This window comes from Lentzea sp. NPDC058436, assembly GCF_042721515.1.
Lineage (GTDB): Bacteria > Actinomycetota > Actinomycetes > Mycobacteriales > Pseudonocardiaceae > Lentzea.
In genome coordinates this window covers 493,917-519,699 of the sequence record NZ_JBHXLF010000003.1, presented here as the reverse complement: position 1 = coordinate 519,699, position 25,783 = coordinate 493,917, and the positions used below count along the sequence as shown (strand labels likewise).

28 protein-coding genes are annotated in these 25,783 nt (G+C 68.5%); 9 read left to right on the top strand and 19 right to left on the bottom strand.

Annotation, left to right across the window (positions count from 1 at the left end; translation table 11 throughout):
* Positions 1 to 23: 23 nt before the first annotated feature.
* On the bottom strand, positions 24 to 593 hold the full coding sequence (locus tag ACFWN2_RS16205; RefSeq protein ID WP_382428246.1) for a TetR/AcrR family transcriptional regulator: 570 nt from the start codon (positions 591 to 593) through the stop codon (positions 24 to 26).
* Between the two features lie 91 nt (positions 594 to 684).
* Here ACFWN2_RS16205 and ACFWN2_RS16200 point away from each other — a divergent pair, with 91 nt between their 5' ends.
* The gene (locus tag ACFWN2_RS16200) at positions 685 to 1,464 is read left to right on the top strand and encodes an alpha/beta hydrolase (RefSeq protein WP_382428244.1); all 780 of its coding nucleotides are present in this window, start codon (positions 685 to 687) and stop codon (positions 1,462 to 1,464) included.
* On the opposite strand, the gene ACFWN2_RS16195 is transcribed toward ACFWN2_RS16200, so the two are convergent.
* From ACFWN2_RS16195 to ACFWN2_RS16175, 5 genes are all read right to left on the bottom strand, one after another.
* A complete protein-coding gene (locus ACFWN2_RS16195; RefSeq protein ID WP_382428243.1) occupies positions 1,461 to 2,060 on the bottom strand; it encodes a YigZ family protein in 600 nt (199 codons plus the stop codon). The genes ACFWN2_RS16200 and ACFWN2_RS16195 overlap by 4 nt on opposite strands.
* Positions 2,057 to 3,121 (bottom strand): ATP-dependent DNA ligase, encoded by a 1,065-nt coding sequence (locus ACFWN2_RS16190; protein WP_382428241.1) that lies wholly within the window; start codon positions 3,119 to 3,121, stop codon positions 2,057 to 2,059. Before ACFWN2_RS16190 ends, ACFWN2_RS16195 begins: the two co-directional genes overlap by 4 nt.
* A 176-nt stretch (positions 3,122 to 3,297) precedes the next feature.
* A complete protein-coding gene (locus ACFWN2_RS16185; RefSeq protein ID WP_382428239.1) occupies positions 3,298 to 4,407 on the bottom strand; it encodes an MAB_1171c family putative transporter in 1,110 nt (369 codons plus the stop codon).
* Positions 4,408 to 4,920 (bottom strand): ImmA/IrrE family metallo-endopeptidase, encoded by a 513-nt coding sequence (locus ACFWN2_RS16180; protein ID WP_089919210.1) that lies wholly within the window; start codon positions 4,918 to 4,920, stop codon positions 4,408 to 4,410.
* A gap of 3 nt (positions 4,921 to 4,923) precedes the next feature.
* Positions 4,924 to 5,358 carry an XRE family transcriptional regulator gene (locus tag ACFWN2_RS16175; RefSeq protein WP_382428237.1) on the bottom strand — a complete coding sequence of 145 codons (435 nt, stop codon included), beginning with the start codon at positions 5,356 to 5,358 and terminating at the stop codon, positions 4,924 to 4,926.
* A 146-nt stretch (positions 5,359 to 5,504) separates the two neighbouring features.
* On the opposite strand from ACFWN2_RS16175, the gene ACFWN2_RS16170 reads away from it, so the two are divergent.
* Complete coding sequence (locus ACFWN2_RS16170) at positions 5,505 to 5,903, top strand: hypothetical protein (protein ID WP_382428235.1); 399 nt, start codon at positions 5,505 to 5,507, stop codon at positions 5,901 to 5,903.
* Here the strand turns inward: ACFWN2_RS16170 and ACFWN2_RS16165 are convergent.
* Positions 5,890 to 7,131: a ThuA domain-containing protein gene (locus ACFWN2_RS16165; RefSeq protein ID WP_382428233.1), complete on the bottom strand. Its 1,242-nt coding sequence runs from the start codon at positions 7,129 to 7,131 to the stop codon at positions 5,890 to 5,892. The genes ACFWN2_RS16170 and ACFWN2_RS16165 overlap by 14 nt on opposite strands.
* 83 nt (positions 7,132 to 7,214) lie before the next feature.
* Positions 7,215 to 8,069: a lytic polysaccharide monooxygenase gene (locus tag ACFWN2_RS16160; protein WP_382428231.1), complete on the bottom strand. Its 855-nt coding sequence runs from the start codon at positions 8,067 to 8,069 to the stop codon at positions 7,215 to 7,217.
* 62 nt (positions 8,070 to 8,131) lie between these two features.
* Between ACFWN2_RS16160 and ilvA the strand changes: the two genes are divergently transcribed.
* Positions 8,132 to 9,367, top strand: a complete 1,236-nt coding sequence (ilvA, locus tag ACFWN2_RS16155) for a threonine ammonia-lyase IlvA (protein WP_382428229.1) — start codon at positions 8,132 to 8,134, stop codon at positions 9,365 to 9,367.
* Here the strand turns inward: ilvA and ACFWN2_RS16150 are convergent.
* The 3 genes from ACFWN2_RS16150 to ACFWN2_RS16140 form a co-directional block, all read right to left on the bottom strand.
* On the bottom strand, positions 9,364 to 10,722 hold the full coding sequence (locus tag ACFWN2_RS16150) for a hypothetical protein (protein ID WP_382428227.1): 1,359 nt from the start codon (positions 10,720 to 10,722) through the stop codon (positions 9,364 to 9,366). The genes ilvA and ACFWN2_RS16150 overlap by 4 nt on opposite strands.
* On the bottom strand, positions 10,692 to 11,336 hold the full coding sequence (locus tag ACFWN2_RS16145; RefSeq protein WP_382428225.1) for a DUF4360 domain-containing protein: 645 nt from the start codon (positions 11,334 to 11,336) through the stop codon (positions 10,692 to 10,694). Before ACFWN2_RS16145 ends, ACFWN2_RS16150 begins: the two co-directional genes overlap by 31 nt.
* A 62-nt stretch (positions 11,337 to 11,398) precedes the next feature.
* The gene (locus tag ACFWN2_RS16140; RefSeq protein WP_382428223.1) at positions 11,399 to 12,022 is read right to left on the bottom strand and encodes a DUF4360 domain-containing protein; all 624 of its coding nucleotides are present in this window, start codon (positions 12,020 to 12,022) and stop codon (positions 11,399 to 11,401) included.
* Positions 12,023 to 12,317: 295 nt separating this feature from the next.
* On the opposite strand from ACFWN2_RS16140, the gene ACFWN2_RS16135 reads away from it, so the two are divergent.
* Positions 12,318 to 12,563: a mycoredoxin gene (locus ACFWN2_RS16135; RefSeq protein WP_382428221.1), complete on the top strand. Its 246-nt coding sequence runs from the start codon at positions 12,318 to 12,320 to the stop codon at positions 12,561 to 12,563.
* Here the strand turns inward: ACFWN2_RS16135 and ACFWN2_RS16130 are convergent.
* The 5 genes from ACFWN2_RS16130 to ACFWN2_RS16110 form a co-directional block, all read right to left on the bottom strand.
* Entirely contained in the window at positions 12,560 to 13,042 is a 483-nt protein-coding gene (locus ACFWN2_RS16130) for a DinB family protein (protein ID WP_382428220.1), read from the bottom strand. The genes ACFWN2_RS16135 and ACFWN2_RS16130 overlap by 4 nt on opposite strands.
* A 54-nt stretch (positions 13,043 to 13,096) precedes the next feature.
* On the bottom strand, positions 13,097 to 14,119 hold the full coding sequence (locus ACFWN2_RS16125) for a glycoside hydrolase family 19 protein (protein WP_382428218.1): 1,023 nt from the start codon (positions 14,117 to 14,119) through the stop codon (positions 13,097 to 13,099).
* Positions 14,120 to 14,271: 152 nt separating this feature from the next.
* A complete protein-coding gene (locus tag ACFWN2_RS16120) occupies positions 14,272 to 14,961 on the bottom strand; it encodes a chitinase (RefSeq protein ID WP_382428216.1) in 690 nt (229 codons plus the stop codon).
* Between the two features lie 114 nt (positions 14,962 to 15,075).
* Positions 15,076 to 15,459 carry a VOC family protein gene (locus tag ACFWN2_RS16115; RefSeq protein ID WP_382428214.1) on the bottom strand — a complete coding sequence of 128 codons (384 nt, stop codon included), beginning with the start codon at positions 15,457 to 15,459 and terminating at the stop codon, positions 15,076 to 15,078.
* Between the two features lie 40 nt (positions 15,460 to 15,499).
* On the bottom strand, positions 15,500 to 16,711 hold the full coding sequence (locus ACFWN2_RS16110; protein WP_382428212.1) for a BNR-4 repeat-containing protein: 1,212 nt from the start codon (positions 16,709 to 16,711) through the stop codon (positions 15,500 to 15,502).
* A gap of 92 nt (positions 16,712 to 16,803) precedes the next feature.
* On the opposite strand from ACFWN2_RS16110, the gene ACFWN2_RS16105 reads away from it, so the two are divergent.
* On the top strand, positions 16,804 to 20,010 hold the full coding sequence (locus ACFWN2_RS16105) for a GH92 family glycosyl hydrolase (RefSeq protein WP_382428736.1): 3,207 nt from the start codon (positions 16,804 to 16,806) through the stop codon (positions 20,008 to 20,010).
* A 48-nt stretch (positions 20,011 to 20,058) separates the two neighbouring features.
* The gene (locus tag ACFWN2_RS16100; RefSeq protein WP_382428210.1) at positions 20,059 to 20,955 is read left to right on the top strand and encodes a phosphotransferase family protein; all 897 of its coding nucleotides are present in this window, start codon (positions 20,059 to 20,061) and stop codon (positions 20,953 to 20,955) included.
* On the opposite strand, the gene ACFWN2_RS16095 is transcribed toward ACFWN2_RS16100, so the two are convergent.
* Complete coding sequence (locus tag ACFWN2_RS16095; RefSeq protein ID WP_382428208.1) at positions 20,950 to 21,858, bottom strand: RluA family pseudouridine synthase; 909 nt, start codon at positions 21,856 to 21,858, stop codon at positions 20,950 to 20,952. The two genes, ACFWN2_RS16100 and ACFWN2_RS16095, sit on opposite strands and share 6 nt — an antisense overlap.
* A gap of 93 nt (positions 21,859 to 21,951) precedes the next feature.
* Between ACFWN2_RS16095 and ACFWN2_RS16090 the strand changes: the two genes are divergently transcribed.
* Entirely contained in the window at positions 21,952 to 22,815 is an 864-nt protein-coding gene (locus tag ACFWN2_RS16090; protein WP_382428206.1) for a DMT family transporter, read from the top strand.
* Here the strand turns inward: ACFWN2_RS16090 and ACFWN2_RS16085 are convergent.
* Positions 22,718 to 23,605: a LysR family transcriptional regulator gene (locus ACFWN2_RS16085; RefSeq protein WP_382428204.1), complete on the bottom strand. Its 888-nt coding sequence runs from the start codon at positions 23,603 to 23,605 to the stop codon at positions 22,718 to 22,720. The genes ACFWN2_RS16090 and ACFWN2_RS16085 overlap by 98 nt on opposite strands.
* 80 nt (positions 23,606 to 23,685) lie before the next feature.
* Here ACFWN2_RS16085 and ACFWN2_RS16080 point away from each other — a divergent pair, with 80 nt between their 5' ends.
* Both ACFWN2_RS16080 and ACFWN2_RS16075 read left to right on the top strand, forming a co-directional pair.
* Complete coding sequence (locus ACFWN2_RS16080) at positions 23,686 to 24,288, top strand: hypothetical protein (protein ID WP_382428202.1); 603 nt, start codon at positions 23,686 to 23,688, stop codon at positions 24,286 to 24,288.
* Positions 24,285 to 24,956, top strand: coding sequence for a fibronectin type III domain-containing protein (locus ACFWN2_RS16075; protein WP_382428200.1), 672 nt, complete (start codon positions 24,285 to 24,287; stop codon positions 24,954 to 24,956). The genes ACFWN2_RS16080 and ACFWN2_RS16075 overlap by 4 nt, the downstream gene beginning before the upstream one ends.
* A gap of 179 nt (positions 24,957 to 25,135) precedes the next feature.
* On the opposite strand, the gene ACFWN2_RS16070 is transcribed toward ACFWN2_RS16075, so the two are convergent.
* The gene (locus ACFWN2_RS16070; RefSeq protein ID WP_382428198.1) at positions 25,136 to 25,780 is read right to left on the bottom strand and encodes a hypothetical protein; all 645 of its coding nucleotides are present in this window, start codon (positions 25,778 to 25,780) and stop codon (positions 25,136 to 25,138) included.
* Positions 25,781 to 25,783: the final 3 nt, after the last annotated feature.

The window sequence follows — 25,783 nt, the reverse complement described above, 5'->3', positions numbered from 1 at the left end:
CAACGGGTAAAACGCGGCGCGCTTCAGGCTGTCTTCTCCAGCAGGAAGCGCGCCGCCACCTGTGCCTGCCGGGCGGGTTCGGACGACACCGTGATCGCCGTGTTCGTCATCGCCCCCTCGAACAGCAGGAAGATCGAGTCCGCCACCCACTCCGGCCGCCCGGTCGCCGCGACCATCGCCGCGATCGCGCCCCGCACACCGGACTTCTGGTGGCGCACCACCGCCGTCACGCGCTCCGAGGACGGCCCCAGCTCCGCGTAGGAGTTGATGAACGCGCACCCGCGGAAGTCGGTCGTCCCCGACGAGTCCGCCATCCAGTCGAAGACCGCGAGGATCTGCTCCTCCGGCGTCGACGCGCGCAGCACGTACGTCATGGTCGCGGCGGTGATGGCCTCCTCCCGCCGGCGCAGCACCTCCTCGACCAGCGCGTCCTTGCCGTCGAAGAGCGAGTAGAGCCTCTTCAGCGAGACGCCCGCCTCGGTGCGCAGCTCGTCCATGCCGACCGCATGCGCGCTCTTCGCGTAAAAGAGCCGGTCGGCGGCTTCCAGAACCCTCTCGCGGGCCTCACTGTCGCCCTGTGTGGTGGCGGTCACTCGATTCACCTCTTGTGCTGGAGAACGCTCGTTCTCTACCTTATCACTCATGCCGGAGAACGAGCGTTCTCCACGACAGAGGGAGACGGAAATGTCGAAGATCGTGCTGGTTCACGGACTGTGGCTGACCCCCGCGAGCTGGAAGAACGTCGCCGAGCGGTTCGAGGCGGCCGGCCACGAGGTGCTCACGCCGACCTGGCCCGGCTACGGCGAGGTCGCCGAGATGCGGGCGCACCCGGAGGTCGCGAACGGCCTGGGCGTCGTCGAGATCACCGACCACGTCGAGAAGTTCATCCGCGACAACCACGCGGAGGACGCGATCATCATGGGCCACTCGTTCGGCGGCCTGATCACGCAGAAGCTCCTCGACAGGGGCCTCGGCAAGGCCGGTGTCGCGATCCACTCGGCGCCCGCCAAGGGCACGCTGGGCCTGCCGTTCTCGGCGCTCAAGGCCGCATTCCCGGTGCTGAAGAACCCGGCCAACGTGAAGAGCAACGTCGAGCTCTCGCCGGAGGAGTGGCACTTCGCCTTCACCAACACGCTTCCGAAGGACGAGGCCGAGGCGCTGCGGCAGCAGTTCGCCATCACCGCGCCCGGACGCCCGCTCTGGCAGGCCGCGACCGCGAACTTCACCACGCACAACGCGACCAAGGTCGACCTGAAGAACCCGGACCGCGCGCCGCTGCTGTTCATCGCGAGCGAGGGCGACAACGTCGTGCCCGCGTCGATGAACCGCGAGAACGCCCGCCGCTACAAGGGTCCCGCGCTCACCGAGATCAAGGAGTTCCCGAACCGGCCGCACTTCGTCCTGGGCGTGCAGGGCTGGGAAGAGGTCGCCGACTACGCCCTGAACTGGGCCACGAAGTTCTAGCTGTCGAGGTCCACGGGCTCGCCCCTGATGGCGGTGACAGCGCCGCCCGTCTGAGCGGCGAGCCAGACCTCGAACGCCTCCGGGTCCTTCGTGAGAACGGTGAAGGTGACGTCATGACCGTAGTCGGTGTCCGCGACGTGGTGCCCGGCCGCGCGCAACGCGTTCTCCAGCTTTCCCGCCTGATCGTGGTCCACGGCCAGAAGCACGCTCTCATGCCGTTCGCGCGAGAGAGTGCCCAGAGCGTCGATCGCCTCAGACACGGCCCGTCCGTAGGCGCGGACCAGTCCACCGGCGCCCAGCTTGATCCCGCCGTAGTAGCGCGTGACGACGACGGCGGTGTCGACCAGGTCGCGCCTGGTCAAAACCTCCAGCATCGGCACGCCGGCCGTCCCGGCGGGTTCGCCGTCGTCGGAGGAGCGCTGGGTGTCCGCTGTCCGGAACGCCGTGCAGTTGTGCGAGGCCTGCCAGTGCTCCTTGCGGATCCGCGCGAAGAACTCGGAGGCCTCGGCGTCGGAGGCGACGCGGGCGACGTGGCACAGGAACCGCGACCGCTGGATCTCGATCTCGTGCGTGCCGTCCCGCTTGATCACCTTCACTGTTCGATTGTGCGCCTGCGCTCGGCTTCACCGAACAGGGCGTCCAGCTCGGCGGGCGGCACCTCTTCTAGTTGCTCGTACGTGCACTCCGAGGGCTCTTTGTCGGAACGGAACCGCACCAGCCGCGCGGTGTGCCGGAACCGCCCGCCCTGCACGTGCTCGTACCGCACCTCGGCCACCCTCGAAGGCTCCAGCAGCACGATCTGAAGCTGCTTCTCAGGGTTCCACCGGCTGTTCATGCCGGGACCCGAGTACGTCGCCCACGCGCTCCACGGGTGTTCGGCGGGACTGAGCAACGGCGCGAGCTCGTCGACCAGCTCCCGCCGCCGCGCCGCCGTGAAGCTGCTGGCCACGCCCACGTTGTGCAGCTCGCCGTCCTGGTAGAGCCCGAGCACCAGCGACCCGACGGTCTCGCCGTCCTTGTGCAGCCGGTAGCCCGCGACCACGCAGTCGGCGGTCCGCTCGTGCTTCACCTTCCACATCACGCGCTTGTCGGGCTCGTAGACACCGTCCAGCGCCTTCACCACGACGCCGTCGAAGCCCGCGCCCTCGAACCGCGTGAACCAGTCCTGGGCGACCTCGGGATCCGTCGTGGACGGCGTCAGGTAGATGCCCGGCACCTCGGTGACGGCCTTCTCCAGCATCGACCGCCGTTCGGCCAGCGTCAGCCCGGTGACGTCGGAGTCGCCCAGCGCCAGCAGGTCGAACGCCACGAAGCTCGCCGGCGTCTCGACGGAGAGCTTCCTGACCCGCGACGCGGCGGGGTGCAGGCGGAGCTGCAGGGTGTCGAAGCTCAGACCGTCCGGCGTGACCAGCACGATCTCACCGTCCACGACGCACCGCGGCGGCAGCGCCTGCTTCAGCAGTTCCACGACCTCGGGGAAGTACCGGGTGAGCGGCTTGTCGTTGCGCGACCCCAGCTCGACCTCGTCGCCGTCGCGGAACACGATGCAGCGGAAGCCGTCCCACTTGGGCTCGTACGCCAGCCCGTCCCCGCGCGGCAACGAGGGGACGGACTTCGCGAGCATCGGCTTCACCGGCGGCATCACGGGCAGGTCCACGAATGGACCATAGGCGGTGTCGGGCCGATCCGTTCGATGAGAGTCACGTCCGAGCGGATCTGTGACGGTGCCGCCGCAGCTTCCTCATACCGGGCGTATTCGGAAGTTGCGGCGGTGCCGTCACAGATCCCCTCGGGCGCGGCTATCGCGGACGGATCGGCCCGACACCGCCTAGCTCAGCGCAGGGACACCGCGAGCTTTTCGAGTTCGCGCACGTCGGCGTCCATCCCGTCGTCCTCGGGGATGGCCAGCGCGATCGGCAACCGCATCGTCACCGCACCCGACCTGCGCGTCTCCAGCCCGGTCCGCAGCCGTTCGGCCAGCGGCAGCTCCTCAGGCGTCTCCGCGACGTACGGGCTGATCCGCACCAGCCCGTCCCGGCACTCGATCACCCGCCGGTAGTAGCGCCGGTGCACGCCCCGCAACGAGAGCGCGTCACGGCGGGACGGCACGCGGTGCAGCGCGTCCTCGGGGAACGACTGGTGCAGCAACGTCCACAGCGGGGCGAGCCGGTGGTAGGCGCGCAGGTGCCGCAGCCACAGGCCGCTCGCCGCGAACCGCATCGCCGCGATCGGGTAGATCACGCCGATGACGGCCAGCAGCACGCCCGGCAGCAGGAACCACACGGCGGTGGTCAGCAGCCAGCGGGGGAGCGGCTCGCCGAAGTAGCGCGAGATGTTCGAGGACACGAAGATCGCGTCGGCGGGCACCAGCAGCGCGAGGCCCGTCGAGGTGATCAGCAGGCCGCGGCGCAGGCGGGGTTCGGCCTCGCGGGCGTAGCGGCGGGCCCACACGAACATCGTCGCGAAGCCGTAGAGCAGGTAGCCGTTGCCCAGCGCGTAGAACACCGTGATCGCGAGGATCCCGGTCGGGCCGCCGCCGAGCGAGTTCGGCACGCGCGCCGCCGCCACGCGAAGGTCGTCCGGGATCGCAAGCACCGCCCACGTCATGACGCTGATGCACAGCACCAACGGCGCCAGTTGGAGCAACGCCTGCCGCTTCGCCCGCGCGTCGTCCAGCGCGGAGAAGATGAAGAAGCAGATCAGCCCGTACACGCCGACCTGCAGCATCGAGTGCTGGATCAGCTGGCAGACCATCGGGTCGAGCCCGAACAACCACCGCCCGGCCGACGCCGCGCGCCCGAACGGGTAGCCGACCGCCCAGCCCGCCACCAGGAGCGTCACCGACCGCAGGCGCGGGTCGCGGGGCCTGCGGACCAGCAGGTACAGCACGACCGCCAGCGCCGAGAACGCGACGATGCCCTGGGTCTCCTTGAGGTACTCCACCTACAACCACCCCAGCCGGTCGGCGAGAGACGAGGACATGCGGCGCGCGGGACCCTCCGAGGCCCGTGGCGCGACCTTGTCGAGCACCGACGCCCATTCGAGGATGATCGTCGCGACCGTCTCGGCCTCGCGCTCGTGCTCGGAGTCGTAGGACGTGCGCCGCAGGGCGCGCCGCACCGCGTCGGGTTCGAGATCCGGGTACAGGCCCGTGAGCAGGCCGTCGTCCTGCTCGTCGCTGGTGTGACCGGCCAGCAGGTGGCCCAGCTCGTGCAGGATGATGTGGTTCTGGTGCGCCTTCGACGTCTCCTGCTGGTACAGGATGTAGTCGGCCTTGGCGGTGGCGATCCACACGCCGTACGGGCCGGGCACCGGGATCGGGTGCGCGATCAGCCGGATGGGCTTGCCGCGCTGGTCACCGACGCGGCGGCAGAGTTCGGAGACGTCGAGCGGGGGCTGGATGTCCAGCTCGTTCAGCAGGCGGCGGCACCGCTTGCGCAAATCTCGTTCTGCCACGAGTCATCCTTCACCGCGCTCGGCCTGTTCCTGTCGGTAGACCACGTCGAGCAGTTCCATGACCAGGCGGCGGCGGTCCGGCGACAGCTCCCCCGCGCGCATGGCCATCAGCTGCGCGTCGCTGCCCGCGGCGATCTCGTTGAGGCGCGACTGCTCGTCCTGCAACGACTTCAGCTGCTCGTCGACCCGGTCGGTGACCTCGTCGTCGAAGAAGTAGCTCACGGGCACACCGAAGAAGCCTGCCAGGGCCTGCAGGTGCTTGAACGTCGGGTTGTCCTTCTTGGCCTTGCGCAGCTGCCAGATGTAGCTCTGGGAGATGGTGACGCCCGTGTCGGCGATCGCCGCGGCGACCTGTTCGTTGCTGAACTCCTGGCCGGAACGGGACGTGTACCTGGCGAAGAGGTGGTTGAGCCTGTCCGCCAGGGAGCGTTCCCCCATCGCCTGATCCCCCCGGTTGCGCGGTGAGCGTCTCCACTCGTGGAAAGGGCCGAGCGGGTGCGTGGATTTTCACCAGTTGAAAGCCCTCCACTGGCCAACATAGACTCACGCCGTGCCTGTCTCAACTTCACGGAGGACATCCGGACATGGCGCTTGCTGAACGACAGGACTCGTTTCACCGGTCGGTGATCGACGTCGTCTACAAGACCATGGACCAGCTCGCGCGGTCCGACTCGCCCCACGAGGTCTTCGAACTGCGCGAACAGCTCCGTGACGCCCTGCCGTGGTGGCGGGGTCTGCTGCGGATGCACGAGCCGAACGAGCGGCACCGGTGCAAGTCGTGCCGCACCTGGTACGGGCAGCACCGCGCGTGGCCGTGCCCGGTGTGGCGGGACGCGGTGCAGACGCTGCACCAGCTCAACGACATGTACGGGTTCCTGGGCGCGCAGCCCGAGACCGAACCGGTTCCGGGGGAGCGCGTGGTCGTGAGCGGTTCCGGCCGCCTGACCGGAACCGCTCACGAACGTCCCGCTAGCCGATCCTGAAGCTCTGCGCCGCGGAGCCGTTGCACGTCGCCTGGACCAGTTGCACGCCGTCGGCGTTCCCGGCGGGGGCGCTGAGGCACTTGCCGGAGTGGCGCGCGGTCAGCGTCGAGTAGCCGTCGGCGCCGGTCGTGACCCGCCACTGCTGGTTGGTGCCGCCGCCGAAGTCCCACAGGTGGATGCCGGCGTTGTCGGCGTTGGACACGTTGCTCACGTCCAGCACCTTGAGCGGGTCGTTGCGGTACTCCACGCGGGAGTAGCCGTCGGTCGTCGCCACCGCGCGGAAGTTCTGCGCCGTGGTGCCGTTGCACGCGTACTGCTGGATGACGGTGCCGTTGTTCACGCCCGCCGCGGCGGCGTCCACGCACTTGCCGTTGCCGCGGTTGACGACCGTCTTCCACTCACCCTGCGGCGGCGGGGTGCCGCCACCGCCCAGCCACAGCAGGCTGTCGATGAGGAAGTTGTTCTGCGTCTGGCTCGCGAACGTGGACGACAGCGGCTTGTTCGCCGCGTAGTCCATGGCGTTGTGGCCGAAGTTCGCGTAGATCATCTTGTAGTTCTTGTTCGTCCACATGATCGGGTAGTAGCCGCTGCGCCACTGCTGGTTCGGGTCGGTGCCGAGCGGGAAGCTCGACGGGTCGACGCTCGCCAGGATCTGCACGTTCGAGTTCTGCCGCAGGTCGCGGTCCCAGCTGTACCACTCGCTGACCGCCGAGGTGAACCTCTCCGGCAGGCGCAGCGTCGACGGGTGGGTGCGGGTCTCGACCTTCAGCACCGCGGTGGTCGGGCCCCACGTGTTGCTGACGAAGTTCCCCTTGGCCAGGAACGTGTTGTGGTACCACGACCACTCGTTCGCGTTCTGCGTGAACGCGCTGACGTGGAAGCCGAAGAACCCGCCGCCCGCCTCGACGTAGCGCTGGAAGCCCGCGCGTGCGGCGGACCCGGTGGGCGCGTCGTCGAGGAAGACCACCACCTGCGCCTGGGCCGGGGTCAGGTTGTTGAGCCGGTTCCAGTCCGTCGTGGACTCGTAGGTGAAGCCGTTCTCCTGGCCCGCGCGGGTGAGCCAGGGGTTCGCCTCCTTGACGAACGCGATGTGCGCCGCGTCCCAGGTGCCGTTGTAGAACGCCAGCACCTTGAACGGCGCCGCTTGTGCCGTGACGGATGCCGAGAGAGAAACCGGGACGAGGGTGGCGGCGAGCAATGCCAGTAACGCCAACAGTTTTCGGGCCATCGGGTACACACCTTCGTGTAGCAGGGGTTGCGCGCCCGAAGATCATCGTAGAGATGGTATAGACCTGTTGGGGACCGGTACGTTCACAGAATTCTTCTGCGCCACAACAGGAACCCGCCCAGCACGACGAGACCGCCCAGTGCCGCGACCACGGCCGCCATGCCGAACCTCGTTGCGGCGGAAGGAGGTTGTTCGGCGCTCGACGCAACAGGAACCGGTCGTGGCACGCTCGACTTCGGCGCGGACGGCTTGGTGGAGGACGCCGTGGCCGGTGGAGCGGTCTGCGGCGCGGCCTTCACCGGCGGCGCCGCGACGGGCGCGGGTTGCGGTGCGGGCTTCACGGCCGCCGCGATCTCGACGTCGGTGCACGAGTAGTAGGTGTCGGGCGTGTCCGTGTTCTGCCAGACCGTGTAGATCAGATGACGCCCGGTCCGGTTCTGCGGCAGCAGCACCTTGAACTCGTAGGAGCCGCCGACGAGCGGGGGAGAGGGCACGTTCAGGAACTGGTCGAGGTCGGCCCACCGCAGCGGCCGGTCCGGCGCGTAGCCGTCGCGGGTGACGTAGAACCGGAACGAGCCCTGGTGCGGGATCGTGGCCTTGTACGTGAACGCGGTGCTCTTGAGCTTCGTCACCGGCCAGGCGGCCGACGGCACGTCCAGCCCGGCGTACTTCGGGAGCCCCGCGCTGCACAGCTTGCCGTCCGGAACCTTCGTGGTGTCCTGGCCGCGCACGTTCGCCAGCCGGATGTTGTCCCACTCCTTGGACGGCAACCCCGCCGCGATGGCGCCGCGGCAGGGCGAGGATGATGCTGTGGGTTGACCTGGCGAACACAGGAAAGCCCTGCTCGCGGGGTCGGTCGGCGCTCCGTGGGCGTGCGCGGGAACCGCGGACAGCACCATGAGCAGCGACAGCACGCCCAACAGGCGAAACACGGGCACCGCCCCCTTCCTTCTAGGGGTACGCGTGCCAGACCCGAGTCGTTCACGGAAGATGTACTGACATGTCCTTCGCTGATGAGGTGTCCGCCGCCGCAGCCCGGCTCGGCGGAGTCGCACGCACCACGCCGCTCGAGGTGAACCAGCGGCTGTCCGAGCGGACCGGCGCCCGCGTGTGGTTCAAGCGCGAGGACCTCCAGGTCGGCCGCTCCTACAAGCTGCGGGGCGCGTTCAACCTGCTCTGCCAGACCGAGTTCGCGTTCGGCGGCGCCGTCTGCGCGTCGGCGGGCAACCACGGCCAGGGCGTCGCCTACGCGTGCCGCCGCCTGGGCATCGAGGGCCGCGTGCACGTGCCGCGGACCACCCCGCGCCAGAAGCGCGACCGCATCTCCGCCCTCGGCCAGGGCATGGTGCAGCTGATCGTCGACGGCGACACGTACGACGACGCGGCCGCGCTCGCCAAGGAGTACGCGGAGGCGACGGGCGCGACCCTCGTCCCCGCCTTCGACGACGCCCGCACGGTCGCGGGCCAGGGCACCGTCGGCCTGGAGATCGTGCAGCAGCTCGGCGGCGCCCCCGACGTGGTCGTCGTCCCCGTGGGCGGCGGCGGCCTGCTCTCCGGCGTCGGCACGTGGTTCAAGGAGCGCTTCCCGCGCACCCGCATCATCGGCGTCGAGCCGGCGGGCGCGGCCAGCATGATCGCGGCGTTGCAGGCGGGTGGCCCGGTGACGCTGCCCGAGGTCGACTCGTTCGTCGACGGCGCCGCGGTCCGCCGCGCGGGCGAGGTGACGTTCCCGCTGGTGCGCGACTCCGGTGCCGAACTGCTGACCGTCGCCGAGGGCGCGGTCTGCACGGAGATGCTGGAGCTGTACCAGATCGACGGCATCATCGCGGAGCCCGCGGGCGCCCTGGCGTCGGCGGCGCTGCTGGAGGAGATCTCCGTCGCCCCGGACTCGACCGTGGTCTGCCTGTTGTCCGGCGGCAACAACGACGTGTCGCGCTACGCCGAGATCGTCGAGCGGTCGATGGTCCACCGCGGCCTGAAGCACTGGTTCCTGGTGGAGTTCCCGCAGGAGCCCGGCGCGCTGCGGCGGTTCCTCGACGACGTGCTGGGCAGGGACGACGACATCGTGCGCTTCGAGTACGTGAAGCGGGACAACCGGGAGACCGGCGCCGCGCTGGTGTGCATCGAGCTGGGGCGGCGGGAGGACTACGACCTGCTGTGGGGGCGGATGAAGGAGTCGCCGCTGCGGATCCAGCCCGTGGAGCCGGGGTCCACGGCGTACCGGTTCCTGATCTAGGCGGTGTCGAGGCGGTGCAGCACCGCACCGGTCGCGACGTCGATGATCTCGACCAGGTGCGGTGACCGTTGCACCGCCACCCACGGCAACCCGTGGTGCAGGAGCACGGGGCCGTCGAACTCGACGACGGTGTGCGCGGTGTCCCGCGTCCGAGCTCGGACGACGGAGCCTTCGCGGGTCAGCAGCACCGGCCCGCCACCGGCCTTCGTCAGGTGCAGCACCTCCTCGCCGGGCGGGACGGGGATGAGCGTGTCCTCCCAGTCCGTGCCCGTCACCTCCCACGCCGGACCGCGGTCCCACCCGTAACCGCTGCCCGTCCCGCGCAGCCCGATGCCGGCGCCGTCGAGCTTGGTGTGGAACGGAAAGCTGTCGGGCTGGTGGAGTTTCGAACTCGACGGTCCGAGCAGCACGTGGCCGGGCGACCAGCGCAGGTTCCACCACTCGCCGTCGCGGCGGAAGTAGACGCCGACGTCCCAGAACTCGACCGCGTGGAGGTAGAGCGGCGACAGGTCCTGCCCGGCCACGCCGAAGTCGATCGGGGTGCGCAGCTTGACCAGGCTGGTGTCGCCCTCGCCGGTGACGTGCACGAGCAGCTCGCCGTCGACCTCGACCAGCGTGATCAGCGCGTCCAGGTGGGACTGGGACACGTACGTCCCGGCCAGCACCGGGCCGGGCAGCCGGAACCAGGCGGTGGGCAGGCCGAGCCGCCACAGCACGATCTCGTCCGGCGCGTTCCCGCGCGCGAGCAGGAACGGACCGGCGGCGGGGAAGACGGGGAAGCTCAGCGCCGCCCCGCGTGCCCCGGCGTCCAGCAGTCGCCGGCACTCCTGTTCGGCCGGAGGGTCGAACGCGAACCGCGCTTCGCCGACCGTGACGCGGACGGCCCCGTCCTGGCCGCCGACCACGGTCGCGGTGCGCTCGCGGGGCATCGTCTCGTCGTTGAGGAACGTGAGGGCGGGAGGCGACTCCTCCCGCGACAGCAGCCACCCGTGGTCGGGCAGGTACCCGGACTGGTTCGTCACCGGCACGGGGTGGACGGTCCCGCCCGCCCGTTCCAGCGCGACGAGCACGGCCAGCCGCATCAGGTCCACCCGCGCCGAGGTGTCCGGCAGGTCGTCGAGGAACACCGGGACGTGCTGGTAGCGCGGCTTCGGCACCACGGCAGCGATCGCGTCCACGGCCGCGTGGAACGCCGGTTCCTGGTCCGCCCCGGACAGTGCGCGCAGCTCCATCGTCCCCCCGGACGTCGTCTCGGGGACGATCTTCTCACCGGAGGACGTGCCGGGCACCCCGGTTCGCGGGATGCCCGGCACCTGGCGCGGTACTACGGCCTCGGGGGAGGACAGACCTTCCACGCAAAGTGATAAGTCGTCTCGATGGACCCGTCGGTCGAGTCCATCGCGATGAAGCTCGTGAGCTTCTTGTCGGACGTGCCCGCCATGACGCGCAGCTCCGTGTTGATGTTGAAGTTCCGCTTCTCACCGCACGGGTGGTAGACGATGGCGGCCACGTCGGTCGTGTCCGTCGCCTGCCAGTCGTCGCTGAACGGGCCCTTGTAGTTGTGCTGCTTGTACTCGGTCTGCGACATGCCCTGGAAGTAGTAGTTGGCCTTCTCCAGGGCCGTGGCGCCGCGTTCGAGGTGCGCGAAGCCGCGGTAGTCGGTGGACGAGATGCCGTAGGTGAAGCCGGACGGCACGTTCACGCGCAGGTTCAGCTGGCAGTTCTTGCGGAAGTCGGTGGGCAGGGCCTGGGGGCCGACCTGTGCCATGAACTCGCTGTAGGTGACGGTGAACGCCTTGTTGTCCGGGCTGACGGCCACGGCGGCCGTTCCCGCCCTGCAGCCGGAGCCGTTGATGGTCACGACGTCGATGGTGATGTGGTCCGGCGGCGGGGTGTCGCCGGGGGCGCCGCCGGGTGGGAAGACGATCGTCGACATCGCGAGCGCGGCCGCGGCCAGAGTGTTCAGCATGGGGCACCTTTCCGTCGGGGGTGTTCAACGAAATGAACGGGCGGCGGTGATCGGTGCCTTGCTCAGCAGCGCTTCCAGGAGAACTGGTACTTCGTGCTCACGCTGCTGTCCGTGGAATCCATCGTCATGAAGCTGTTCGCCTTCGACGCCGTTCCCGCGTTGACGCGGAGTTCGGTGTTGATGTTCAGGTGCCGGACTTCTCCGCAGGGCGCGTAGATGATTTCCGCGACCTGGGCGCGGTCGGTCGCCTGCCAGTTGTCGCTCTTCGGGCCGGTGAACGTGTGGGAGCGGCTCGCGCCCTGCGACATGCCCTGGAAGTAGTAGTTGCCCTTCTCCGTGCCGGTGGCGCCCTGCTGGAGGTTGGCGAACCCGCGGTAGTCGGCCTGGGCGATGCCGAACGTGAAGCCCTGCGGGTAGCTCACTCTGATGTTGAGCTGGCAGTTCTTGCGGAAGTCGGTGGGGGCAGAGCCCTGTCCGGCCTGCGCGAGGTACTGGCTGTACGTGACCGTGAACGCCGTGCGGTCGTCCGCGGCGGCGACGGCCGCGGTGCCGGCGGGGCAGCCGGAACCGTTCACGGTGACGACGTCGATCGTCACGAAATCGGGAACATCGGGTGCTGCGTGGGCGGCAGGCGCGGTGAGTACCGCGGACAGCGCGAGGGCAGCAGCCGCCACCGTTTTCAGCATGGTCAGCCTTTCCAATCATGACTGCGGTAGCGGCGGCGGATTTCAGACGATATCGGAAACCCTGCGTGGTGACGGGCCGCCGATTGGGTGACTGAAATAGTCGGTGGTGTCGCCGGAAATCCACGACGAATTGCACGTCCGAATTTTCGGACGCGCGTGAACCATGTTCACCCGCGGCGCGAAGAATTGACCTGACGTTTGCCTGACGATCGCGGCCCGCCGGTGCGGGAAGAAGCGAACCCCGCCGGGTGTTGACCACGGTGACACCGTCCGACCCCGACGAGGAGTGCGCCTGATGGCTCCCGACCAGCTGACCGTCTACTCGACCTCGTGGTGCGGCTATTGCCGGATCCTGAAGAGTTCGCTCGACCGCGAAGGCATCGAGTACGTCGAGATCAACATCGAGGAGACGCCGGGTGCGGCCGACTTCGTGATGAGCGTGAACGGCGGCAACCGCACGGTGCCGACCGTCCACTTCCCGAACGGGTCGGCGCTCACGAACCCGTCGCTGGCGCAGGTGAAGGCGCAGCTCGCCGCCTAGAGCAGCGCGGTGGTCGACTGACCGTCCAGCGCTTCCCTGATGATGTCGGCATGACCCGCGTGCTGCGCGGTCTCCCGCATCAGGTGCAGCACGATCCGCCGGACCGACATCGGTCGCGGATCGGGGTCCCACGGGGCGCTGGGCAACGGGACGAGCTTGCCGAGCGAGGCAGCGCGCACGGCCTCATCGGTCGCGCGCGCCGCCTCGTCGTACTCGGTGAGCAGCGCCTCGAAGTCGTTGCCCGTCCAGACGTACTGGCTCACGTCCAGCATTCCGGGCGGGGGCAGGGGCTGCTCGGTGATGATGTGGGTCCAGCCGAGCTCACCCCGGACGAGGTGGTTGACCAACCCGCCCGGGGTGAGCTCGCTGACCGTGGTGCGCTTCACCGCGTCTGCCGCGGTGAGACCCCGCATCGTGATGCGGAAGGTCCTGCGCTGGTCGTTCAGTTCGTGCAGCAGTTCTTCGAGCTCTTCGGTCATGAGGTGAAGCTACGACCGAAGTAGGACAGCTCGTGTCCTAGTGCGGCTCGTGTCCTAGCAGGACAGGTTTCCGCCCGGCGTCACACCGATGACTCCGGTGATCCGCTGGTAGTTCGAGACGCGGCTCTGGACCTGCGCCGGGTTGCGGCCGTCGCACTCCAGGGATCCGTTGATGCTGCGGATCGTCTGGCCGAATCCGGCGCTGTTGACCATCGCGTCGTGCGCGGTCATCGAGCCGGGGCCGCGCTGCGTCATCCAGTACCAGATCGCCGTCCGCCACGCGGTCGTGGAGTTCTGCGCCACCTGGTACGGGTTCTGCAGCAGGTTCAGACCGAGGTAGTCGCCCGCCGCCTTGTAGTTGAAGTTCCACGACAGCTGGATCGGACCGCGGCCGTAGTAGGCGTAGGTGCCGGCCGGACAGCCGTAGGGCTGGCTCTCATCGCAGAGGTCGTTGTTCTTGTTGATCTCTTCGATGTAGACGAAGTTGCCCGTCTCGTGCGCGGTGTTCGCGAGGAACGCCGCGACCTCCTGCTTCTTCACCGTGTCGCTGCCGGACGTGCCGAACGCGGGGATGGTGCGTGCCGCGTCGACGAAGCCCTGGTAGGTGTAGAAGCTGTTGCGGCCGGAGAACAAGCTGTTGAACTGGGACTCGCTGATGGGGAAGTTGCCCCCACCGCCGCCGCCACCGCCGCAGTTGTGCGGCTCCCAGAACCACGTCGAGATGGTCGGGTCGTAGCCGGGGTTGTCGTGCTCGGCGATGTAGTAGGAACCGTTGTACTTCACGATGTTGCCCGTGTAGTACTGCCGGCCCGCGACCCAGTCGGTGGCGCTGGTGCAGGTGCCGCCGCCGCCACCTCCACCGCCGTCACACCCCGTCGGCTCCCAGTACCAGGTGGAGACCGTCGGGCTGTAGCCGGGGTTGTCGTGCTCAGCGACGTAGTACGCGCCTTCGAATCTCACGATCGAACCGGCGGTGTACCACTGTCCCTGAACCCAGTCCGTGAAGGTGCAGGCCTGCGCGGACACTTCTGCTTGCGAGGACGCGGTCGGTGCGATGACGGCCAGAGAAGCCGCCATCACACCCGCCGCGAGAGACGCCAAGATGCGTTTTTTCAGCAAGGTCACCCACTCCTGGAGTCTGTTGCATCCAGAGGAATCAAGGATGTGAACATGCTGAGGTTGGCATCAGTGGTCCAGACCAGTCAAGGGTCTAGACCTGTTCTGTCCTGTCAGCAGTACAGGTTCGAGCCCTGCGCCACCTTGATGATCCCGGTGAACTGCTGGTACTTCGTGACGCGGCTCTGCACCGTGCCGGGGTTCTTGCCGTCGCACTCCAGGGATCCGTTGATGCTGCGGATCGTCTGGCCGAAGCCGCGCGAGTTGACCATCGCGTTGTGCGGGGTCATGGTGCCGGGGCCGCGTTGCGTCATCCAGTACCAGATCGCGGTCTTCCACGACGTGGTGGCGTTCGTGGCCACCTGGTCCGGGTTGCTCAGCAGGTTGATGCCGAGGTAGTCGCCCGCGGCCTTGTAGTTGAAGTTCCACGACAACTGGATCGGTCCACGGCCGTAGTAGGCCCTGGTGCCCGCGGGACAACCGTAGGACTGGCTTTCGTCGCAGTAGTCGCCGGTCTGGTTGATCTCGCGGATGTAGACCAGCCCGCCGGTCTCGTGGGAGACGTTGGCGAGGAACGCCGCCAGCTCCTGCTTCTTCACCGTGTCAGAGCCCTGGTTCGCGAAGGAACCGAACGAGTTCATCGCGTTCTTCAGCCCGCTGTAGGTGTAGAAGCCGTTGCGGGACGGGAACATCTGGTTGAACTGGGCTTCGGTGACGATGAACGGCGCCGCCGTCGCCGGCTGAGCGAGCGTGAAGACGCCGATCAGCGCGACGATCAGGGCGGCGGCGCGTGTTCCGAACATGCGGACCAACTCCTCAGAGCATCTGCGCGCCCACACTGTGTTACCGCTCTCACGGTGGCAGGCAAGGCACTCCGAGCACAAGAGGTGGTCTATACCTTTTAGATGCGTGAACCGCTACGCGCCGGAGCCGTACGGGCGGGTGATGATCTCCAGGTTGTGGCCGTCGGGATCGGACCAGTAGACGCCGCGCCCGCCGTCGTTGCGGTTGATCTCGCCGGGCCTGCTGTGGAACGGGTCGGCCCAGTACTCGATCCGCTGCTCCTGGATGCGGCCGAAGATCTGGTCGAACTCGTCCTCGGTCACCAGGAACGCGTAGTGCTGCTCGGCGATCGGCTCGGCGGCGGTCACGTAGTCGAGGGAGACGCCGTTCGCGACCTCCACGACGAGGAACGGGCCGAAGCGCACGGGGTCCGGCAGGCCGAGCAGGTCGGTGAGGTAGCGGGCGGAGCGGTCCTGGTCGGTGGAATGAACGATGGTGTGGTTGAGCTGTACGGGCATGACACCTGCTTACCGCAGGCGCCATGCCGCCGCACCGCCTTTAGCCCCTGATCGAGAACACCGGCCACGTGCCCGTGTGGTTCGACTTGCGGGTCTCGTAGTCGATCGTGTTGGCGACCAGGTCGCTCGGCCGGTTCTCCACGAAGTTCGCGTAGAACGTCGTGTCGGCGCCGGCCGAGTACGGCACCGCCAGGTCGTGCTTCGTCGTCACGGACCCGCCGGGCGTCCACGACTTCACCAGCAACCGCTTGCGGTCCGCGCTGGCGTAGGAGAAGTCCACGCCGGTGCCGGTCGCGACGAGGTCCTTGAACAACGACGTGGAGCTGTCGGCCGTCGTCGAGGTCCACGTGCCACCGGCGAAGCGCGAGAGCACGATCCTGGCGCTGGTGCTGGTGTGCACGCCGTAGCCCAGCACGAGCGAACCGTCGTTCAGCACGACGGTGACGGGGTTCTCCTCCGGCAGCGCCTTGTCTGCGGGCAGGTCGGTCGGGTTCGTCGTCACGACACGGGTCTTGTCGGTGTCGGACGCGTCGATCACGGTGCCGAGCGACGCGCCGCCGACCGTGAACAGGGTGCCGGACGCCGTGTCGAGGTACGCGGCGTAGATGTTCTTGCCGCCGCCGTTGTGGCCCTTCGGTCCGCCGTGCAGCGACCAGGTCAGGTAGACGCGGCCGTTGCGGTGCGTCACGCCGAACGCGTACACCTCGGCGTACCTGTCGGCCGTGCGACCGGAGTCGATGATCGTGCGCGGTGCCGACCACGTCCTGCCGTTGTCCGTCGACTTGATGACCTTGTAGGTGCGGTACGGGTACGACAGGTCCGTGTTGTGGCTGTAGAACAGGTGGATCGTGTTGCCGGTGACGACCGGCTCCGGGTAGGTGTTCTTGTCCGTGCTGATCGTCCGCGCGGTCCACGTGCCCGTGATCGAACGCGGCGTGGGCGCGGTGTAGAGCTGCATCGACGCCGTGTGCGTGGCCCGGAAGACCGCGAGCCTGCCGTCGCCGAGCTGCGTCAGCACCGGGTAGTCGTGGTAGGCGTTGTCGTGCGTCAGGTTCAGCGCGGCGACCTTGACCGCCGCCGACCACGTGTTCGCGGCGTGGTCGAACGCCTTGACGTAGATGTCGTGCTTCGTCCCCGAGTACGTCACGAACGTCTTGTTCACCGTCGCGTCGTACACACCCGCGCCGTTGGTGCGCAGGCACCCGTAGACGCTCGCCGTGGTGACGGTGTCGAGGGCCGGTGCGGCCTGCACCGGTTGACAAAATGCGACAAGAATCAGCAACACCGCGCCAAAAACGCGCATCGCCGACCTCCGATGGGTGTCGGGGCGGCGACGAACGGACAATACTGCCTTCCATGCGGACACTGGTTGTAGTCGGACTGTTACTGGGGTTAACAGTTCCTGCGCAAGCGGCTCAGCCGGAGGAAGAACCTTCGGCGTTGGTGAACCCCTTCGTGGGGACGCAGAACTTCGGCAACACCTTCCCTGGCGCCTCGGTGCCGTTCGGGATGGTGCAGGTCAGCCCTGACACGGGAGGACAGGGCGGGTACGACTACAAGGCCACCTCCATCTACGGCTTCTCGCAGACCCACCTGTCCGGCGTCGGCTGCGGCGTCATGGGCGAGCTGCCGGTCATGCCGACGGTCGGGTCCGTCGACAACGTTGACATCAACGGCTACAAGTCCGACTTCAGCCATTCGGACGAAGCCGCGCAGCCCGGCTACTACCGCGTCGGGCTCTCCCGCTACGGGGTGAACGCCGAGCTCACGGCCACGCAGCGGACTGGCTGGCAGCGCTACACGTTCCCCTCGACGGGTGCGGCGAACGTCCTGTTCAACACGGGCAAGTCCAACCAGACGGTGCTGGACTCCGAGATCCACGTCGTCGGTGACCGCACGATCGAGGGCCGGGTGCGCAACGGCCGGTTCTGCGCGGGCAAGGACGAGCACACCGTGTACTTCACGGCCTCGTTCGACCGGCCGTTCGCCTCGTTCGGCTCGTGGCGGGGGAACGCTCCCACGCCGGGTGCCCGTGACGCGGCCGGCACGGGCGGGAACGGTGCCTGGGTCACGTTCGACGCGTCCGCTGACCGCGACGTCGTGCTGAAGCTCGGCCTGTCCTACACGGGCATCGAGGGCGCGCGGAAGAACCTCGCGGCGGAGGCTCCTTCCTACGACTTCGACGGTGTCGTGGCCGGTGCCAAGGACGTCTGGAAGAAGCAGCTGGACGCCGCGCGCGTGTCCGGCGGACCGCGGGACCGGCAGGTCGCGTTCTACACCGCGCTCTACCACTCGGTGCTGCACCCGAACCTCGCCGGTGACGTCGACGGCAAGTACATGGGCTTCGACGGTCAGGTGCGCACGGCGTCGGGCTACACGCCGTACCAGAACTTCTCGCTGTGGGACACCTACAGACCACAGAACCAGCTCCTGCAGATCCTGGAGCCGAAGGTCGCCCGTGACGTCGCGCTGTCCGTCGTGGCCAGTGGACGCGACGGCGGCTGGCTGCCCCGCTGGGCGCTGGCGTCGTCCGAGACCAACATCATGACCGGCGACCCGGTCACCCCGTTCCTCGTCGAGGCCTGGTCCAAGGGACTGCTCAAGGGCTACGAGGAGGAGACCTACAACCTGTTGCGCACCAACGCCACCTCGCTGCCGCCGGCCGAATCGCCGTACAACGGCCGGTCCGGCGTGCAGTACTACTCCGACCGCGGCTACATCCCGTCCGGCCTGGAGCTCGGCAAGGACTGCGCGCACAAGGGCGGCGACAACGACTGCGTGCACCCGGCCTCCGCGACCCTGGAGTACTCGGCGGCCGACGCGTCCCTCGCGCTGATGGCCAAGGGGCTGGGCAAGAAGGCGGACGCGCGCCTGTTCGAGGACCGCGGCCAGTGGTACCGCAACCTGTGGGACTCGTCGATCGGCCAGTTCCGGCCGCGCACCACCGCCGGCACGTGGCTGTCGCCGTACAACCCGGTCGACGCGTCGCACCAGTTCCACGAGGGCGGCGCCTACCAGTACCAGTGGCTCGTGCCGCAGGACCCGGCCGGGCTGGTGTCGCTGATGGGCGGCAGGCGTGAGACGGAGAAGCGGCTCGACTCGTTCTTCGTCTACGACAAGCTGCTCGCCGATCCGGCCGGTACCGCGAAGCGCGACTGGATCACCGAGCCGTACGACTACTACGGCAAGCCGACCTACAACCCGAACAACGAGCCCGACCTGCTCGCGCCGTACATGTACCTGTGGGCGGGCACGCCGTCGAAGACCGCGACGGTCGTGCGGGCGGCGATGACGTTGTTCACCACCGGTCCCGACGGCATGACCGGCAACGACGACCTGGGCACGATGTCGGCCTGGTACGTCTTCTCGTCGCTGGGCATCTACCCGACCTTCAACGGTGCGGACTTCCTCGCGCTGTCCTCGCCCCAGTTCGAGTCCGCGACCGTCCGAATCGGACAGTACGGCTCACAGGGCGGGACGCTGACCGTGTCGGCGCGCGGTGTGTCGGACACCAACCGGTACATCAAGAACGTGTCGTTCGGCGGCCGTGACGTCCGCAAGACCTGGCTGTCCTGGACGTCGTTGCAGCGTGGCGGAAAGCTGACCCACGAGGTCTCGTCGAAGCCGTCGTCGTGGGGCACCGGGCGCGGGGACGAGCCGCCGTCGCTGAACAAGGGCAAGGACGACTCGCGCCGGGCGTTGTCGGCGTCGCTGCGCAACTCCGAGATCGTCGTGCCGACCTCGGAGTCCGCGTCGTCGCTGACGTTGCAGCTCGACGTGCTGGCCCAGTCGCCGGCCGCGACCACGGTGCGGCCCCAGGTGACGGTGCCGGCGGGCTGGAAGGTGAGCGGCGCCAAGCCGTTCGCGATCGTGTCGCGGTCACTGCCGACGCAGAAGACGGTGCCGCTGACGCTGACGTTGCCCGCCGGGACCGCCCCCGGTTCGTACGAGGTCGCGGTGCAGGTCGAGTCGGTGGCGCTGAAGGCGGTCATCGAGGTCAAACCGGCAGCGCTGTGCGCGTTCTCGACGTGCTCGGTGGACCTGACGCCGGAGCTGAACCACGACGGCACCGCGACGGTCGCCGACTCCGCGTCCGGCAACTTCGACGGCGGCGGCTGGAGCTACGACGCGGCGCTGTTGCCCGCCAAGGGACCCGTGACGTGGGGTGGCATCACCTACCAGGCGCCCGACCCCACCGGCACGGCGCCGAACTTCGTCGAGGCGCGCGGGCAGGGGCTCCTGCTGCCCGGCGGCCAGCACTCCTGGCTGCACGTCGTCGGTTCGTCGCACAACGGACCGGTGTCCGCGGCCTTCACCGTCTGGTACACCGACGGCACCTCGGCCGAGGTCGCGGCCACGGTGCCGGACTGGGCGAACGGCGGGCCGACCGTGCTGGAGATGCCGCACCGCATCAAGGCCGGTCAGGGCGTGGACGGGCCGCCGGTCCGGCTGTTCGGCCAGTCGCTGAGGCTGGACGCCACGAAGACGGTCCGCTCGGTGACGTTGCCGAACGACCCGCGGGTGGAGCTGTACGCGATGACGCTCGCGTGAGGTGAGGTGGTCGGGGTGCCCGTTCGCGGGCACCCCGATACTGGAGGCGTGAAGAGGCGTCTCATGAGCGGTGCCCGGTCGAAGGTGTGGGCGGACGGCGACCGGATCGTCAAGCAGGTGGTCGGCGACCAGGCGGCGTTCGAGCGCGAGATCACCGCGCTGAAGCTCGCCGCGCACACCGGTGTGGTGCCGCGGATCCTCGACGTGGACCACAAGAAGCGGACCGTGGTGCTCGAACGGCTGCGCTCCGACAGGTTCGGCGAGGACTGGGTGATCGACTACGCCCGCGGTCTCGCCCGCCTGCACCAGGCCACCGGGCCGGAGCACGCCGGACTGCTGCCGCGTCAGCAGGTGCCGGATCCCGTCCCGTTCCTGCGGTTCGTGCGCGCGATGGACGTGGAGATCGGCCGCGCGGAGGACGAGCTGGTGTTCGAGGACACCGGGAAGTTCGACCTCGTGCACGGCGACCCGTGTCCCGGCAACGACATGTACTCCCCGGCCGGCGCCAGGTTCGTCGACTTCGAGGGCGCCTCGCTCGGCGACGGACTGGCCGAGGTCGTCTACCTCCGCATCGGGTTCCCGACCTGCGCGACCGTCTCCGAGACGCCCAGGGAGCTGCGCGAGGCGGCGGAGCAGGCCTACTTCGAGGAACGCGGCTTCACGGCTCCGCTCGAAGACGCGTGCGTGCGGTGGTTCGTGAACGGCGACGCGCTCGTGCAACGCGCCGAGCGGGACGGCACCGACCACCTCGCCAAGGTCGTCGACGACGACTGGTTCTGGTACAGCACGACGGCGCGCGGCCGGTTGATGTTCCGTGCGCGCGTGGTGGCGACGTTCACCGAGACCCACCCGGAGACGAGCGCGCTGGCGCGGCGGTTGCTCGACCGGATGAACCAGGTCTGGGAGCCGCAGCCGATCGACAGCCGCCGCACCCACGTCTCATGACCAGGCGGAGAGCTTCAACTTCGACCGGAACTCCCTGTTGACGCCCGACATCGGGTCCACGAAGGACAGATCGCGGGCGAGGAGTTGCAGCGGTGACGAGAAGTCGTCCAGCGGCCGCTCGTGCAGCACCGGGTAGAAGTCGTCGTTCACGATCGGCAGCCCGAGTCCGGACATGTGCAGCCGCAGCTGGTGCGTGCGTCCCGTCAACGGCTTCAACCGGTACCGGCCGAGCCCGTCGCGATGCTCCACAAGGGACACGTGGGTCTCGGCGTTGGGTTCGCCGTCGACCTCGAACGCGGTGATGATGCCGCGTTCCTTGATGATCCGCGACCGCACCACGAGCGGGAGCTCCAACGCCGGGTCGTACGGCGCGATCGCCTCGTACTCCTTGTACACCAACCGGTCGCGGAACATCGTCTGGTACTTGCCGCGCAGCTCGCGACGCACCACGAAGAGCACGAGACCGGCCGTGACGCGGTCCAGGCGGTGCGCGGGGGAGAGGTCGGGCAGGCCGAGCGAGTCGCGGAGCTTCACCAGTGCCGTCTGCATGATGTGCTGCCCGCGCGGGATCGTCGCGAGGAAGTGCGGCTTGTCGGCGACCACGATGTCGTCGTCCTGGTACACCACGCCGACCTCGAACGGCACCGGCACCTCGACGGGCAGGTCGCGGTGGAACCAGATGTAGGAGTCGGGCACGAACGGCGCGTCGAGGCCCAGCGGGCCGGCGACACCCCAGATCCGTTCCTCCACCAGCATCTCGTCGATGCGCTCGGCTGCGACCCGCGGCAGCCGTTCGACGAGGTGGTCGCGCAACGACGACCAGGGACCTTCCGAGGGCAGCTTCAACCGCGCCGCGTCCAGGCCGGCCCGCTGCGGAAGTGGGGAGGAGGGTTTGCGTCTCATCGCACCGGCCAGTCTAAATCGTCGGAAAAACCGAACGACATCGCTCATAAACATTCGCTGTACCGAACGGAGCGCAGCACGAAGACTGGCGGCATGTCGGTCTTCCTCGTCCTCGGCTCGGTCGTCTCACTGCAGTTCGGCGCGGCGTTCGCGAACCAGCTCTTCGGTCAGATCGGCGCGCCCGGCGCCACGGCGCTGAGGCTCGGCATCGCGGCGTTGATGCTGGCTGTGGTCGTGCGGCCGAAGTTCCGGCAGGAGACGCTCGTGCTCGGGATGACCATGGCCGGCATGAACGGCACGTTCTACCTCGCGCTCGAACGGATCCCGCTCGGCGTGGCCGTGACGATCGAGTTCCTGGGACCGCTCGGGCTCGCGGCGGTGCTGAGCAGGCGCCCCAGGGACTTCGTGTGGGTCGGGCTGGCGCTCGTCGGGATCGTCGTCCTGGGCGTGCGCGAGTACACCGGCGCGAGGCTCGACCTGATCGGGGTGCTGCTCGCCTTGATCGCGGCCGGGTTCTGGGCCTGCTACGTGCTCGCGGGGCGCAAGCTCGCGACGGCGGGGCTCGGCACCGGCGGGCTGGCGGGCGCGAGCCTGATCGCGGCGGCGCTGACGTTGCCGTACGGGCTGTCGACGGCGGGTGCCGCGTTGTTCGAGCCCAAGATGCTGCTGCTCGGCACGCTGGTGGCGTTGCTGGCGTCCGCGATCCCGTACACGCTGGAGATCCGCGCGCTGAAGACGTTGCAGCCCAGCACGTTCGGGGTCGTGCTCGCGCTCGAACCCGCTGCCGCCGCGCTCGCAGGGGCGTTGCTGCTGGGCCAGCACCTCGGCGTGGTCTCGCTGCTCGGCATGGCGCTGGTGATCACGGCCGGGGTCGGAGCGGCGCTACGGAAAGCGCCAGAGCCTCGCGAAACGCCCGCACAGCGGGATGCTGACCTCGCCCTGCCCGTGCCGCGGTGAACAGCAGCCGGGACCTCGGTTCCGGCAGCTCGTGCAGGTCGACGGTGATCTCGCGGTCGTACCAGACCAGGTCGGGCAGCAACGCGACCGCGAGACCCCGTTCCACGAACCGCAGCTTCACGAGCACATCGGTCGAGGAGAAGCGCACGTCGGGCTCAAAACCGTTGTGGCGGCACCAGTTCACGTTGAAGATCCGCTGCGGGAAGCCCTCGGTCTCCATGATCCACGGGTAGGAGCCGATCTCGTCCACCGGCAGTCCACGCGGGACGGCGAGCCGGATCGGGTCCCGGGTCAGTTCCCGGTACTCCAGGCCGGAGAACCGCGCCTCCGGCTGGTCGGGCCACTCCTCCACGAAGACGAGGTCGAAGTCCCTGGCGTTCAACGCGGAAAGCGCTTCCGCCGGGTCGAGCACCTGGAACTCGATCCGCAGCGACGGGTGCTCGTCCCTCATGCGCGCCAGCGTCGCCGGGATCAGCGCCAGTGCCGCCGTCTGGAACGTCGCCACCCGCAGCGTGCCGGTGATCTCGTGCAGCGAGGCGGCGACCTCGGACTCTGCCTGGTCCAGCCGGGTGAGGACGTCCTCGGTGTGCCGCACCAGGATCTCGGCCTGCGGGGTGAGCTTCACGCGCCTGCCCACCGGCTCCAGCAGGGGCACGCCGACCTCGGTCTCCAGCAACGACAGCTGCTGCGACACCGACGACGGGCTGTAGTTCAGCGCCTGCGCGACGGCGGCGAGCGTCCCTCTCCGGGAAAGCTCGCGGAGCAGTCGCAGACGGTGGAGGTCGAACATCCGATCATTATCGGCTACGCTCCCGCTACCGCCCCCTGAGAAAACGTGCTGTCCTCAGCACGCTTTGAGGAGGTATCGGTATGTCCAAACGACTCCGCATCGCCGCGGGGCTCGCGCTGGCAACCGGTCTGCTCGTGTCGGTCGCCCCGGCACAGGCCCAGGTCGAAACCGGTCCGTGGACCAGCTACTCACCGTCGTTCACCGTCCAGGAACGCGGCTGCGGCACCGTCAACAACCTGACGTTCCAACTCACCTGCTCCACCGCGAGCGGTGACCAGCGTGCCGAGCGGCGTTACGCCACTTACACCGGCGGCACGCGCCAGTTCGAGGGGAGCTTCCGGATCACGAGTCTCGGCGGCACCCGCGTCAGTCTCAAGCAGACGTTCCGGGAGGCACCCAGCGCGGGACCGTTCTGGATGCTCGCCGTGGAGCGCGGCGGCCGTCTCTACGCCGTGCACGGGGGCGCCACCGTCGCCACCGGCGCGACCGTGGGTGCCACCGTGCGCGTGAACACCGTGCACAACACGGCCACGGAACACCGCACGTACATCAACGGCTCGCGTGCGCACACCTACGCGAGTTCGGGTACGAGCTTCTACGACAAGTTCGGCGCGTACCGGACGTCGAGCGGCCAGGGCCCCGCCACGGTCGTGTGGAGCAACGTCAAGTTCTGGCGCAAGTGATCAGGCGACTCACCCTGGTGGGACTGCTGTTCCTGGCTGCCTGCGGCCAGGAACAGCAGGACCCGGTGCTGACGTCCGAGCTGACCTCGCCCGTCGACGTGACGCTGCACTGGCGTCCGGTGGAGGGGTCGGCCGGACAGGTCGTCGAGTATGCGAACACGGCCGACGGCGAGTACACGGTCCTGGAGTTCGCCGGACCGGCGAAGGACACGTTCCGGCACCCGGACCTGATCCCGGAAACCCAGTTCTACTACCGGGTCCGGCTGCTCACGGGCACCGCTTCGGCCACTGTGGACGTCGCGCTGCCCCCTGGCGACGACGTGCCGGAGATCGAGGGGCCGGACTGGACCGCGCCGGTCAAGGCAGGCGGCGGGAAGACGCCGGTCTCCTCACCCGAGGCGGCGGCGTCGGGTCTGAAGGCCGAGGTGAAGCACGCCAACGGGATCCTGTTCACCTGGGAGGACAGGGCGTCGGACGAGGACGGCTACCTGGTCGAGGTCAGGCCGGCGGGCGCGGCGGACTACCGCGTCGCCGTGCAGCTCGACCCGGACACCACGTCGTACGGGGTGATCACACTCCCAGACGAGAAAACCGCGACCTATCGGGTGCGGGCGTTCCGGTTCGGAACCGCGTCGAACCTGACGCGGCAGACGACGGGGAAGGTCTGAGCGCCTGTCTGCCGCACCACGCGCTCGCGGCGAGAAGTAACGCCGCGAGCGCGTAGGGCCATGTCGTGAGTTCCGTGATCGCGAGCAGGACGTTGACCGCGGACAGCAGGCCGAAAACGCCGCTGAGCAGCCACCAGGTGAGTTGGTCGTCGTGTGTGCGGGCCGTCATGGCGGCCGGGTTACCCGTTCTCGACGACCTTCACACCATCTTCTTCCTCTTTTTTCTCGCCGCGGCGGCGCATGAACCCGAAACCGGGGATGCCGAGGATCGCCTGGCGCATGTCGCTCGTGACCTCCAGCAGCTGGTGGACCTCCGGTCCGACCTTGTCCAGAGTCGCCAGGATCGGAAGGATGTCGCTGGTCAGGTGCTCCGTGAGCACCGGCAGCTCGTCGACGAGCTTGATCGCGGCCTCGACCTCGTGCGGTGAGAGCTCGTCCACGAACCGCTTCGCGAGCGGCTGGGCCTGCTTCGCGATCGGTTCGTAGATGCCGATCAGCTCGTTCGCCGTGTCCGCGGTGCGGCCCGCTGTCGTGACGACCAGGCCCGCCCGTTCGGCGACGTCGCTCGCGCTCGCCGTGATCGCGCGGACCTCGACGACCGCCTTCTCCGCGTCCGACACGACGTTCGCCGTGCGGTCGACCAGGTCGTCGGCCCTGCGCACGATGCCGTCGACGGCGTCGATCGTGCCGTTCACCTTGCGGACGAGCTGTTCGACCTCACCGATCAGGCTCAGCACGCGGCTGGGCACGGCCGCGACGGCCGCTGTCGTGTCGAGTGCGGTGTTGAGCGCCTGCTTGGCAAGTCCCATGCCGGGGATCTCCATGCG

Excerpts from the sequence above, each read along its gene's own strand:
- ACFWN2_RS16200 (WP_382428244.1), top strand. The coding sequence starts at position 685 with ATGTCGAAGATCGTGCTGGTTCACGGACTGTGGCTGACCCCCGCGAGC.
- ACFWN2_RS16175 (WP_382428237.1), bottom strand. The coding sequence starts at position 5,358 with ATGGGGGAACGCTCCCTGGCGGACAGGCTCAACCACCTCTTCGCCAGG.
- ACFWN2_RS16170 (WP_382428235.1), top strand. The coding sequence starts at position 5,505 with ATGGCGCTTGCTGAACGACAGGACTCGTTTCACCGGTCGGTGATCGAC.
- ACFWN2_RS16165 (WP_382428233.1), bottom strand. The coding sequence starts at position 7,131 with ATGGCCCGAAAACTGTTGGCGTTACTGGCATTGCTCGCCGCCACCCTC.
- ilvA (WP_382428229.1), top strand. The coding sequence starts at position 8,132 with ATGTCCTTCGCTGATGAGGTGTCCGCCGCCGCAGCCCGGCTCGGCGGA.
- ACFWN2_RS16145 (WP_382428225.1), bottom strand. The coding sequence starts at position 11,336 with ATGCTGAACACTCTGGCCGCGGCCGCGCTCGCGATGTCGACGATCGTC.
- ACFWN2_RS16140 (WP_382428223.1), bottom strand. The coding sequence starts at position 12,022 with ATGCTGAAAACGGTGGCGGCTGCTGCCCTCGCGCTGTCCGCGGTACTC.
- ACFWN2_RS16135 (WP_382428221.1), top strand. The coding sequence starts at position 12,318 with ATGGCTCCCGACCAGCTGACCGTCTACTCGACCTCGTGGTGCGGCTAT.
- ACFWN2_RS16130 (WP_382428220.1), bottom strand. The coding sequence starts at position 13,042 with ATGACCGAAGAGCTCGAAGAACTGCTGCACGAACTGAACGACCAGCGC.
- ACFWN2_RS16125 (WP_382428218.1), bottom strand. The coding sequence starts at position 14,119 with ATGGCGGCTTCTCTGGCCGTCATCGCACCGACCGCGTCCTCGCAAGCA.
- ACFWN2_RS16120 (WP_382428216.1), bottom strand. The coding sequence starts at position 14,961 with ATGTTCGGAACACGCGCCGCCGCCCTGATCGTCGCGCTGATCGGCGTC.
- ACFWN2_RS16115 (WP_382428214.1), bottom strand. The coding sequence starts at position 15,459 with ATGCCCGTACAGCTCAACCACACCATCGTTCATTCCACCGACCAGGAC.
- ACFWN2_RS16095 (WP_382428208.1), bottom strand. The coding sequence starts at position 21,858 with ATGAGACGCAAACCCTCCTCCCCACTTCCGCAGCGGGCCGGCCTGGAC.
- ACFWN2_RS16090 (WP_382428206.1), top strand. The coding sequence starts at position 21,952 with ATGTCGGTCTTCCTCGTCCTCGGCTCGGTCGTCTCACTGCAGTTCGGC.
- ACFWN2_RS16085 (WP_382428204.1), bottom strand. The coding sequence starts at position 23,605 with ATGTTCGACCTCCACCGTCTGCGACTGCTCCGCGAGCTTTCCCGGAGA.
- ACFWN2_RS16080 (WP_382428202.1), top strand. The coding sequence starts at position 23,686 with ATGTCCAAACGACTCCGCATCGCCGCGGGGCTCGCGCTGGCAACCGGT.
- ACFWN2_RS16070 (WP_382428198.1), bottom strand. The coding sequence starts at position 25,780 with ATGGAGATCCCCGGCATGGGACTTGCCAAGCAGGCGCTCAACACCGCA.